Origin of the sequence: Morganella sp. HMSC11D09 (assembly GCF_001807955.1) — a bacterium.
Classification (GTDB): Bacteria; Pseudomonadota; Gammaproteobacteria; order Enterobacterales; family Enterobacteriaceae; genus Morganella; species Morganella morganii.
The window spans coordinates 58,395-70,671 of the sequence record NZ_KV791702.1 but is presented as its reverse complement, the minus strand read 5'-3'; the positions used below and the strand labels follow the sequence as shown (position 1 = coordinate 70,671).

9 protein-coding genes are annotated in these 12,277 nt (G+C 50.0%); all 9 read left to right on the top strand.

What is annotated here, in order from left to right; all coding sequences use genetic code 11:
• Positions 1–80: 80 nt before the first annotated feature.
• The 9 genes from HMPREF3119_RS14615 to HMPREF3119_RS14575 all read left to right on the top strand — a co-directional run bounded on the left by HMPREF3119_RS14615 (position 81) and on the right by HMPREF3119_RS14575 (position 12,271).
• The gene (locus HMPREF3119_RS14615) at positions 81–1,562 is read left to right on the top strand and encodes an amino acid permease (protein WP_004240662.1); all 1,482 of its coding nucleotides are present in this window, start codon (positions 81–83) and stop codon (positions 1,560–1,562) included.
• A 344-nt stretch (positions 1,563–1,906) separates the two neighbouring features.
• Positions 1,907–2,998 carry an ABC transporter substrate-binding protein gene (locus HMPREF3119_RS14610; protein WP_250326412.1) on the top strand — a complete coding sequence of 364 codons (1,092 nt, stop codon included), beginning with the start codon at positions 1,907–1,909 and terminating at the stop codon, positions 2,996–2,998.
• Between the two features lie 28 nt (positions 2,999–3,026).
• Positions 3,027–4,124, top strand: coding sequence for a FecCD family ABC transporter permease (locus tag HMPREF3119_RS14605; RefSeq protein ID WP_004238048.1), 1,098 nt, complete (start codon positions 3,027–3,029; stop codon positions 4,122–4,124).
• 1 nt (position 4,125) lies between these two features.
• Positions 4,126–4,944, top strand: coding sequence for an ABC transporter ATP-binding protein (locus HMPREF3119_RS14600; protein WP_032098688.1), 819 nt, complete (start codon positions 4,126–4,128; stop codon positions 4,942–4,944).
• Positions 4,945–5,220: 276 nt separating this feature from the next.
• The gene (locus HMPREF3119_RS14595) at positions 5,221–7,188 is read left to right on the top strand and encodes a ligand-gated channel protein (protein WP_070580119.1); all 1,968 of its coding nucleotides are present in this window, start codon (positions 5,221–5,223) and stop codon (positions 7,186–7,188) included.
• A gap of 582 nt (positions 7,189–7,770) precedes the next feature.
• Positions 7,771–9,150, top strand: coding sequence for an APC family permease (locus HMPREF3119_RS14590; protein WP_036406025.1), 1,380 nt, complete (start codon positions 7,771–7,773; stop codon positions 9,148–9,150).
• Between the two features lie 123 nt (positions 9,151–9,273).
• Entirely contained in the window at positions 9,274–10,059 is a 786-nt protein-coding gene (locus HMPREF3119_RS14585; protein ID WP_004238053.1) for a sulfite exporter TauE/SafE family protein, read from the top strand.
• Between the two features lie 112 nt (positions 10,060–10,171).
• Positions 10,172–11,917 (top strand): D-lactate dehydrogenase, encoded by a 1,746-nt coding sequence (gene dld, locus HMPREF3119_RS14580; RefSeq protein WP_070580117.1) that lies wholly within the window; start codon positions 10,172–10,174, stop codon positions 11,915–11,917.
• Positions 11,918–11,974: 57 nt separating this feature from the next.
• A complete protein-coding gene (locus HMPREF3119_RS14575) occupies positions 11,975–12,271 on the top strand; it encodes a hypothetical protein (protein WP_225902840.1) in 297 nt (98 codons plus the stop codon).
• Positions 12,272–12,277: the final 6 nt, after the last annotated feature.

Genomic DNA, 12,277 nt, shown 5'->3' with positions numbered 1-12,277 from the left:
CATATTTGCTGGGTACAGCCCCGGGATTTCGCTACAATCACGCTCAGTGGATGAAAATAACTACATGAAACAGGATTGTAATGTCTCAGCAAGCAAATCAAATCGCGGGTGAACAACCGCAGACACTGCGCCGTGAATTAAAGGCGCGCCATCTGGCGATGATCGCCATCGGCGGATCTATCGGTACGGGGCTGTTTGTCGCTTCCGGTGCCACTGTTGCCCAGGCCGGTCCCGGCGGGGCGCTGTTAACCTATGCCATTATCGGCCTGATGGTCTATTTCCTGATGACCAGCCTCGGCGAACTCGCGGCCTATATGCCGGTATCGGGTTCATTTGCCACTTACGGCGCCAAATATGTGGATGAAGGCTTCGGTTTCGCACTGGGCTGGAACTACTGGTACAACTGGGCGGTGACTATCGCGGTTGACCTGGTGGCAGCACAGCTGGTGATGACCTACTGGTTCCCGGCAGATCAGATTCCGGGCTGGGTCTGGAGTGCGGCGTTCCTCGCCATCATGTTCCTGCTTAACTTTATCTCTGTAAAAGGATTCGGTGAGGCGGAATACTGGTTCTCCTTAATTAAGGTCAGTACCGTTATCCTGTTTATTGTTGTCGGCGTGATGATGATCACCGGCATTATGAAAGGCGGGGAAGGTGCTGGCTGGCATAACTGGACTGTCGGCGAGGCACCGTTCAAGGGCGGGTTTGCCGCGATGATCGGGGTGGCGATGATTGTCGGCTTCTCCTTCCAGGGCACTGAACTTATCGGTATCGCTGCCGGTGAATCCAAAGATCCGGCCAAAAATATTCCGAAAGCGGTGCGTAAAGTGTTCTGGCGTATCCTGCTGTTCTATGTGCTGGCGATTCTGGTGATCAGCCTGATTATCCCGTACACCGACCCGAACCTGCTGCGTAATGATGAAACCGATATCAGCGTCAGTCCGTTCACCCTGGTCTTTGAACGCGCCGGTCTGCTCTCTGCGGCAGCAGTGATGAACGCGGTTATCCTGACAGCGGTACTGTCTGCGGGTAACTCCGGGATGTATGCCTCCACCCGTATGCTGTACACCCTGGCAAAATCCGGCAAAGCACCGAAACTGTTTGCCAAACTGTCCAAAGGCGGTGTGCCGCGTAACGCGCTGATTGCCACGACGGTGATTGCTGCGCTCTGCTTCCTGACATCGATGTTCGGTAACCAGTCTGTGTATCTGTGGCTGCTGAATGCCTCGGGGATGACCGGCTTTATCGCCTGGCTGGGGATTGCCATCAGCCACTACCGTTTCCGCAGAGGCTATATTAAGCAGGGCTATGACCTGAACGATCTGCCGTACCGCTCCGGTTTCTTCCCGGTCGGCCCGATCTTCGCCTTTATTCTGTGTCTGACCATCACCCTCGGTCAGAACTACGAAGCCTTCCTGCAGGATCAGATTGACTGGGTGGGTGTGGTCGCGACCTATATCGGTCTGCCGCTGTTCTTCGCCATCTGGTTTGGTTATAAAATTGTTAAGCGTACTAAGTTTGTCCGCTACAGCGAAATGGACTTTCCGGCCAGCCATAAATAAGGCTGTGTGACCCGATTTTGTGACATATCACGTAAATTGATAAAAAACCTGACGATCCTGGTCAGGTTTTTTTTATGTTTGTCGTTACAGGCTTCGCGGGGATATCCACGGGTTGAAACTGTGTTTATCCGTTAAGTCAGTCGTTTTATCTGTTAATAATGAATATCACTTACAGATTATCTTTCGATATATCGCTATCACCTGATGATAACGAATATTGTAATGAGGAAGATAATTATTCCGTATTGATAAGGGTTCTTATTTGCTTTATTGTTAACGCCAATTTCTGACAGATAACAGGAGTCGGTAACGTGAAATTAGTATCTGTAGCAAAAGGGCTGACCATGAGCCTGGCAGCAGGGGCTGTTCTGATGAGCAGCGCAGCATGGGCGGAAACAGTGGTTGATGCCGCAGGGCGTACGGTGGAAGTACCGGAAAAAGTGGAGCGCATCCTGTTAGGGGAAGGGCGTATGATCCACGCGGTGGCATTGCTGGAAGGGGACAAACCACTGGCACGTATTGCCGGCTGGCAGGGTGACTTCCGCAAACTCGACCCGCAGTCTTATGCTGTCTACAAAGCTAAATTCCCGGAAATCGACAAGATCCCGCTGATCGGTAACACGACAGAGGACAGCGTCAGTGCAGAAAAAGTATTAACCCTCAATCCGGATGTGGCTATTTTCGGCCTGGCCGGTCACGGACCGGGTAAAAACAGCGAGCTGGTCGGTCAGCTGGAAAAAGCCGGTATCCCGGTTGTCTTTGTGGATTTCCGCAACGAACCGCTGAAAAACACTCTGCCGGGTATGCGTGTGCTGGGTAAAGTGCTGCACCGCGAAGAAAAAGCCAAAGCCTTTGAAGATTTCTATCAGAAGCAGATGAAGTTAGTCACTGACGTGACAGACAAAATCCCGGAAGATAAAAAACCGACCGTGTTTATCGATCTGCGCGCCGGGTCTTTCCCTGACTGCTGCGGTACTGCCGGTAACGGTAACCTCGGTAACTTTATCGATCTGGCGGGCGGTAAAAATATCGCCAAAGAAGTTCTGCCGACACCACTGGGTACCATGAACCTGGAGAAAGTGATTGCGGCGGATCCGGATATTTATCTGGTCAGCGGCGCGAAAGCCCCGGGCAGCACCGATGCGGGTGTTCAGCTGGGTGCGCAGGCAACAGAAGCGGATGCCAAAGCCAGCCTGAAAGCCATTACTGAGCGTAAGGGCATTAATACCCTGACCGCAGTGAAAGAAGGGCGTGACTATGCTATCTGGCACAACTATTATAACTCACCTTATAACGTGATTGCCGCGCAGGCCTTTGCCAAGTGGTTCTATCCGGAGCAGTTTAAAGATCTGGATCCGAAGAAAACCATGGATGAAATGTACAGTAAGTTCCTGGCTGTCGAACCAACCGGCACATACTGGGTCAGCGGTAAATAATTTTAAGTAGTCAGCAGGTATTTGAATAATGAGTATTACCACAGAAGCAATGCTACAGACGAAGCCGGAACAGGCAGGCAGTGAATTAAGCTGTGATGTGAAATCACATTACCGGCGTGTACTGCGCAGGCGGCTGATGTGGATGTTTGCGGTGGTTGCGGTAATACTCTGTACCGTGGTGCTCGATTTCACCATGGGGCCGTCCGGGCTGACCCTTGATGCACTCTGGCAGACCCTGGTGTCGCCGGAAAGTGTATCCGCGGGCACCCGTGTGATTGTCTGGGAAATACGTCTGCCGTATGCCCTGATGGCCGTGGTGGTCGGCATGTCTCTCGGTCTTGCCGGGGCAGAGATGCAGACCATCCTCAATAACCCGCTGGCGAGTCCGTTTACCCTCGGCGTCTCCAACGCCGCATCGTTTGGTGCGGCGCTGGCGATAGTCCTCGGAATTGGTATTCCGGGCGTACCGGATCAGTGGTTTGTCTCCGCAAACGCCTTTATTTTTGCCCTGTTTTCCGCGCTGATGCTTGACGGCATCACCCGCTGGACACGAGTGGCAACCTCCGGTGTGGTGTTATTCGGTATCGCAATGGTCTTTACCTTTAACGCACTGGTATCAATGATGCAGTTTATCGCCACGGAAGACACCTTACAGGGGCTGGTTTTCTGGACGATGGGCAGCCTGGCGCGCGCCACCTGGGTGAAACTGGGTGTGATGACACTGGCCTTTGCCATTCTGCTGCCGATTTCCATGAGTAACTCGTGGAAGCTGACCGCACTGCGCCTCGGCGAAGATCGCGCTGTCAGTTTTGGTATTAACGTGCGCCGTCTGCGTCTCGGTACGTTGCTGCGCATCAGTATTCTGACCGCGCTGGCGGTGGCTTTTGTCGGCCCGATTGCGTTTATCGGCCTGGTCGCGCCGCACATTGCCCGCATGATGTTCGGTGAGGATCACCGTTTCTATCTGCCGGCGAGTGCATTAATCGGGGCGCTGGTATTGTCGATGGCATCCATTGCCTCGAAAAACCTGATTCCGGGCGTGATTATTCCGGTCGGTATTGTGACATCACTGGTAGGTGTGCCGTTCTTCCTGAGCATGATCCTGCGTCATAAAGGGAGCATGTAAGATGGATTTGAATGCAATGTCTGCTCAGAGCGGGTTACAGATTAAACACTTCAATGCCGGTTATCCGAAACGGAAAATCATTGAAGACCTGAATGTTGAGCCTCTGCCGCGCGGTAAAATCACCGTGCTGCTCGGGCCGAACGGCAGCGGGAAATCCACCCTGCTGCGCTCCCTGGCCGGTCTGAACAAGGCAGAGGGGCAGTTACTGCTCGACGGTCATGATCTGACGCGGATGAATTTTGCCGAACGCGCGAAGCAGGTGGTTTATCTGCCGCAGACACTGCCTGCCGGGGTGCACCTGCATGTGCTGGAATCCGTGATTGTTGCACAGCGGGCTTCAGGCGGTATTTCTGACCGCGACAGTGAGCAGGAAGTGATGTCTCTGCTGTCACAATTAGGCATTGAACATCTGGCGCTGCATTATCTGGATCAGTTATCCGGCGGTCAGAAACAATTAGTCGGGCTGGCGCAATCATTAATCCGTCAGCCGACACTGTTATTACTGGATGAGCCGTTAAGTGCGCTGGATTTAAATTATCAGTATCACGTAATGGATTTGGTACGCCGTGAAACTCAGCGCCGGAATATTATTACGGTGGTGGTTGTGCATGATATTAATATCGCACTGCGTCACGGTGATCATATATTAATGCTGAAAGACGGGAATTTAATTGCGGAAGGGGATCCGGAAGCGGTTATTACGCCGGACAGCCTGGCAACCGTTTATGGTGTGCGCGGCCGTATTGAGCACTGCTCGCAGTCTGTGCCGCATGTTGTTATTGATGGTCTGGTGCCGCGCGCGGTTGCGACACTGGCATAATAAAACCGGTTTATATTACATATTCTTTTTTATTCTCTGCGGAATATATTTCCGCAGAGGGTGATTATCTGCATGCTGCATATATTTTATGCGCTGATAATACATTGTTTTCTGTATGATTTATTTTTATAAAAACAAATAACCTTATAAAAGGTAATAAAATAATGACGGATGCCTGCAATGGCAGGGTCATTATTATTTAAAAAAAGGGATATAAATCCCTCAGAGCGAATGTCGATTGTCCATAAATATATTATCTCTTGGAGAATCAAAAGAATGGTTATTTTTTCAAAAAGAAAAGTGGCGGTATGTGTTATGGCAGCACTCGCCGCTCAGGTGATGGCTGCTCAGGCTGCAAATAAAGAAGACGTGATTGTGGTTACCACCGCATCCGGCTTCCAGCAGAAAATTGAGGATGCTCCGGCATCAATTTCTGTTATCTCTCGTGAGCAACTGGAAAATAAGGCTTATCGTGATGTAACTGATGCATTAAAAGATGTTCCCGGCGTATTAGTTACCGGTGGCGGCAGTAAATCAGATATCAGTATCCGCGGGATGGATGCGAAATACACTATGATCTTAGTCGATGGCAAACGGGTTGATACCCGGGGCACCCGTCCTAATAGTGATAACTCCGGTATTGAACAGGGATGGTTACCGCCGCTGACTGCGATTGATCGCATTGAAGTGGTGCGCGGACCGATGTCTTCACTGTATGGTTCGGATGCCATGGGCGGGGTTATCAATATTATCACGAGAAAAATCCAGTCAAAATGGGTCGGTAGTGTCAGAGCTGAAACAACTCTGACAGAACGAAAAAATGAAGGTAACAGCGTACAGAGCAGTTTATATGCAGCAGGTCCGCTAATTGACGGCAAGTTGGGTATGAAAGTCAATGCGCTTTATTCTCATCGTGGTGAAGACAAAATTATTGATGGTTTTAACCGCCAGATTATCCGCAGTGGTGGCGGTACATTGTCGTGGACACCGGATGAACAAAATACTTTAGATTTTGATTTCAAAGTTGATCGGCAAAACCGTGACTATCATCAGGGCAAATCCACAGAAGGTGAAGATGGTTATAGCCGTTATGAACGTACAAATTATGCGTTAACTCATGATGGTGTATATGACTGGGGGAATATCAATACGTTTGTTCAGCGTGATGAGTCTAAAAACCCGGGGCGTCAGATGAAATATACAGATACTCTGGTAAAAAATCAGACGGTATTTAATTTTGATACGCATACATTAAGTATTGGCGGACAATACCGCTATGAAGATCTGAAAGATGATAGTTCAAATCAGCTGGAAGGCGGTGCGAACGCATTAAATCGCTACAGCTGGGCATTATTCATGGAAGATGACTGGATGCTGACCAATGATTTTACCCTGACCGGCGGTTTACGTATGGATAAGGATGAAAACTTTGGTTCCCATTGGACACCGCGTGTTTATGGTGTATGGCATATTGATGAAATGTGGACATTGAAAGGCGGAGTCTCTGCGGGCTACCGTTCTCCGGATCTTCGCCAGGTATCACCAAACTGGGGACAAATTACCGGTGGTGGTGGTGACCCTGCCATTATCCTCGGTAATGCCAATCTGAAACCGGAAAAAAGCGTTACTGAAGAAATTGGTATTATCTGGAATAATCAGGATAACCTGAATCTTGGTTTGACGGTTTATAACACTGATTTTAAAGATAAAATCATGGAGACTCGGGCTTGTACTGATGGCGATGGCAAAAAAGCGCGGGGCGAGTGTGTTTACCAGGGGAAAAAATATAAATTTATCAGTACCCGTGAAAACGTAGATAAAGCCCGGATTACCGGTGTGGAAGCCACGATGAATTGGGATATTATTGATAATCTTGATTTGGCAGCGAACTATACCTTCACAGATTCTGAACAGCGCAGCGGCGATTTTACCGGTAAACCATTAAATAAATTACCGAAACACATGGGTAATGCCACGTTAACCTGGAATATAGATGCTGACTGGGAAACATGGACCCGCTATAACTTCCGCGGTAAAACATCTGATTTCCGTGGTCGCCGCGGCATGAGTGACGGTACGCCATCATACGGTTTCATGGATATCGGAGCCAGCTATAAGGCATGGAAAGATGTGACGATAGCTGCCGGGGTATACAATATCTTCGATAAACGTGTTGATTCCGAAAATTATGGTGCAGCTCTTGAAGGCCGCCGTTACAATATCGGCCTGAATTATAACTTCTGATGTAACCCTCATTCATTATTATGTGTCGAAACACGGCGTCCTTTTCCGGGCGCCGTGTTTTTTTATGACAGGCAGAGTGACTGCGAAATACACGATTAGCCGGATTTTTTAACGTTTCAGCTATAAATATTCAAAGTTTCATCACAGAAATTCTGCCGGTAAAGCGGTATGTAAAAAAATTACCGGATCAGGGCGAACAAAGCTTGAAATTTATGACTGAGGGGTGCAGAATGCGCCATCCAAAAAAATAACTGATGCATTTATACGCATCGGTTTTTTTTTTGCACTAAAATATTGTCACCGACAAAAAAAGGGGCCGATAGGCCGGATAACTGTTTACTGAATTACACCGGACGATAAACACCGGTATGAGGATGCGATAAATGGCGCAATTTTTCACTTTTGCACCTGTGCCAATCGGCGCTGGCTGCTGCAACGACGACTACGGAGCACGGCGCTCCTGCTCAGCACTCCAAACCCCTTCTTACTTCACTGCCTACAGGCAGATGCGAAGTCTTCCCGGTAACACGCCATCTGATAGTAGTATCAGTATGATTGTCGGTGTTACGGGAGGATTCGCTCATGTCGCATAATACTACCCTCGATATTGGCCTGAACCGTACAGCTGCCAATAACCGCGTACAACTCGCAAAAACACTTACCCTCGTTCAGGTTGTCATGATGGGGCTTGCGTACCTGCAGCCGATGACTATCTTTGATACGTTCGGGATTGTGTCCGAAATTACCAGCGGTCATGTTGCGACCTCTTATGCTATCGCACTGACAGCCATTCTTTTTACTGCGCTGAGTTACGGCAAACTGGTTAAACGGTTCCCGTCCGCAGGCTCGGCGTATACCTATGCCCAGAAATCCATGAGTCCGCATATCGGCTTTATGGTTGGCTGGTCATCGCTGCTGGACTACCTGTTCATGCCGATGATCAACATTCTGCTGGCAAAAATTTATCTTCAGGCAATCTTCCCTGACTGTCCGCCATGGATTTTCGTCGCGGGGCTGGTTTTCCTGATGACATTATTTAACCTGCGCGGCATCAATGTTGTGGCAAACCTCAATACCGGGATTGTACTGGTACAGGTTGCTGTGATGATTGTGTTTGTCGGTCTGCTGGTCCGTGGTGTGTCTGCGGGTGAAGGGGCGGGTACGCTGCTCTCCTTCCGTCCGTTTGCTTCCATTGATGCGGAACTGATCCCGATGATAAGCGGGGCGACCATACTGTGCTTCTCCTTCTTAGGATTTGACGGTATCAGCTCACTGTCAGAAGAAACACCGAATGCCGGGAAAGTGATCCCGAAAGCGATTTTCCTGACCGCACTGATTGGTGGTCTGATCTTTATCGCGGTGTCTTATTTCCTGCAGCTCTATTTCCCGGATGTATCCCGTTTCAACAATCCGGAAGAGTCACAGCCTGAAATTATGTACATGGTGGCCGGTGCCTTCTTCCAGTCTATCATCCTGGTGTTCTCCTGCGTGACCGTGCTGGCTTCCGGTATGGCGGCACAGGCAGGGGTATCCCGTCTGATGTATGTGATGGGCCGTGACGGCGTGTTCCCGGAGAAATTCTTCGGCTACGTGCATCCGAAATGGCGTACCCCGGCACTGAACGTGCTGTTGGTGGGTGTGCTGGCGATGAGTGCAGTCTGGTTTGATCTGGTTACCGCAACCGCACTGATTAACTTCGGGGCACTGGTGGCGTTCACCTTCGTCAACCTGTCTGTGATTTCACAGTTCTACATCCGCGAGCGCCGCAACAAGACGCTGGGCGACCAGATTAACTATCTGCTGCTGCCGATTATCGGTGCCGCGACAGTGACCGTGCTCTGGTTCAACCTCGATGCGAAATCGATGGAACTGGGTCTGAGCTGGGGCGCGCTGGGTCTGATCTATATGTTATGGCTGACCCGCCGTTTCCGCCGTCCGATGCCGCAGATGCCGGAACAGTAAGTCTTTAAGCAGTTATGTCGTGAAAACGGCGCACAGTTTGATGCTGTGCGCCGTTTTTTTATGTGTAATCGCGTATAGTAACCCGCTGAAAGTATAGAAAATGATAATAATTAAGGGATGCAGATGTATATTGAGCACAGTCTGATGGCAGACTATTTTTATGCGGGACTGGCACTGCTGGTCATCGCCTCTTTTGTGGCCGGATATATTGATTCCATTGCCGGCGGTGCAGGGCTGATTCTGATCCCGGCCTTTATGCTGACCGGTCTGCCGCCGCATATGGCGCTGGGACAGGAAAAACTGGTGAGCTCTGTCGGTACGCTGGCGGCCATTTCTAATTTCATTAAAAACAAATCGGTTTACTGGCAGATAATTCCGGCCGGGATTATTTCATCGTTCTTCGGGGCCTGGGTGGGCGCGAAAGCTATTATATATCTGCCGTCTGAAACGATTACCTATATTATTATCTGTATGCTGCCGATCGGCCTGCTGGCGGCCTTTTTTAAAGGAAAACTCGGTGGTGCACAACAGGGCAGCGCCGTGCGCAAATCTGTATGGCTGGTCTTTTTCACCTGCTTTATTGTCGGTTTCTATGACGGCTTTTTCGGGCCGGGTACCGGTAGTATCTTTATTATCTGTCTGTTTCTGATCAATAACCTCGATTTACTGAAATCCTCCGCGACCTCGAAAATCTTTAACCTGGCATCAAATGCCGGCGGACTGGTCGCCTTTATTATGGCCGGGCATATCGCGTTCCTGCTCAGTATCCCGATGATCGCCGCCAGTCTGCTCGGGAATCACCTCGGCAGCCAGCATGCTATCCGCACCAACGGAGAAATTGTCCGTAAAATCCTGATCCTGACAGTCGGGATTATGATGGTGACGCTGCTGATCAACCTGTTCAGATAAGCCGGATTCGTGGTTAATCTGTTAAATTTGTTAAAAATAGTATTTGTATTATAAATAAGATAAGAGGCATAATTACTTAGTGAACAATAAGTAATCTGAATCGGGGTAAAGTATGATCAACAATCAACAACCTGACGGCGCACGTCTTATTCAGGCACTGACAGATATTGTCAGTCACAAACACATTTTAACAGAGCCGCGTAAGACGGAGCGATACCGCAAAGGCTTCCGTTCCGGAGAAGGCAGCGCGCTGGCGGTGGTGTTCCCCAGCACGCTGTATGAACTGTGGCAGGTGTTTAAAGCCGCTGTTGAAGCTGACAGAATTGTGATCATGCAGGCGGCCAATACCGGTCTGACCGAAGGCTCCACCCCGAGCGGGGATGATTATGACCGCGAAATTATCATTATCAGCACACTGCGCCTGGATAAAATTCAGGTACTGACAAAACAGCAGCAGGTAGTGGCACTGCCGGGCAGCACCCTGTGGCACCTGGAAAAAGTCCTGAAACCGCTGGGTCGTGAGCCGCATTCAGTGATCGGTTCTTCCTGTATCGGGGCTTCCGTGGTCGGCGGGATTTGTAATAACTCCGGCGGTTCACTGGTGCAGCGCGGTCCCGCTTATACCGAACTGGCGCTGTACGGCCGCGTTAATGCGGACGGCAGCGCAGAACTGGTTAACCATCTGGGGATTGATTTAGGATCCACGCCGGAAGAAATTCTGAATTGTCTGGAATACCGTCAGTATCAGGATGCGGATATTGAGGACACGGATAAACCGGCCTCTGACCATGATTATCATCAGCGTATCCGTGATGTGGATGCGGACACCCCATCCCGTTTCAACGCCGACGAACGCCGCCTGTTTGAAGCCTCCGGCTGTGCCGGTAAGCTGGTGGTGTTTGCAGTGCGCCTTGATACCTTCCCGTCTCAGGGAGAGAACAAAGTTTTCTATATCGGCACCAATACGCCTTCTGTGCTGGAAGATATCCGCCGTCATATTCTCGCGGAGTTTGAGCATCTGCCGGTGGCCGGTGAATATATGCACCGCGAATGTTATGACATCGCAAAAGTCTACGGCAAAGACAGCTTCCTGATGATTGATAAACTCGGCACTGAAAAAATGCCGAAGCTGTTCACAATCAAAGGGCGGATGGATGCTGTTTTCAATAAAATCCCGCTGCTGCCGAAAAATCTGATTGACCGCACAATGCAGTTATTCAGTCATCTGTGGCCGAACCATCTGCCGCGCCGGATGGAAGAGTACCGCGATAAATATGAGCATCACCTGATGCTGAAAATGGCCGGAGAGGGGATTGATGAAGCCCGTAACTGGCTGAGCACTTTCTTTGACAATGCAGAGGGTGCTTTCTTTGAGTGTGATGCCAAAGAGGGGGCGGATGCTTTCCTGCACCGCTTTGTGGCCGCCGGTGCCGCCATCCGCTATCACGCGGTCAACAGCAGCAAAGTGGAGGATATCCTCGCACTGGATATTGCACTGCGCCGTAATGATCAGGCGTGGCTGGAAGTCCTGCCGCCGGAAATTGAGAGCAAACTGGTGCATAAACTCTACTACGGACATTTTTTATGCCACGTTTTCCATCAGGACTATATTGTGAAGAAAGGCGTGGATCCGCATGCGCTGAAAGAGGAAATGCTGGAAATCCTGAACACGCGCGGGGCGGAATATCCGGCAGAGCATAATGTCGGCCATCTGTATAAAGCGAAACCTCAGCTGAAAGCCTTCTATAAAGCCACCGATCCGACCAACACCCTGAACCCGGGACTGGGCAAAACCAGTAAATTAAAATATTGGGGGGAAGGGCACGAAGGATGTGGCTGCGGAAAGTATAATCAGTAATGTTAATAAGGGATTAAATTCACTATAATCAGCTTTTCTCCCTGTTTACTGATGATTATGTTTAAAAGACTCAAGAATGCCTTCGGCAAAGCGGTTCCGGTCAAGTGCCATAAAGCAGAGGTGCTGCATAACCTCAGCACGGATGAGCGGGCGCTGATTGTGTATATCCTGAATGCCCGTGGTGAAAATGTCAGTATCGGCATTAAGCACAGCAGTGCGGATTCACTGATCACCAAAGGGGTGCTGAAAGAACTGGGGCGGGATACAGAGAGCCGCACGCGGCTGGTCTCTGTTTGTCCGAAGTACAGGGAATCCCTGTGCCGGGTATTCTATACCGCCAATAAAGCGGGATGATTTCAC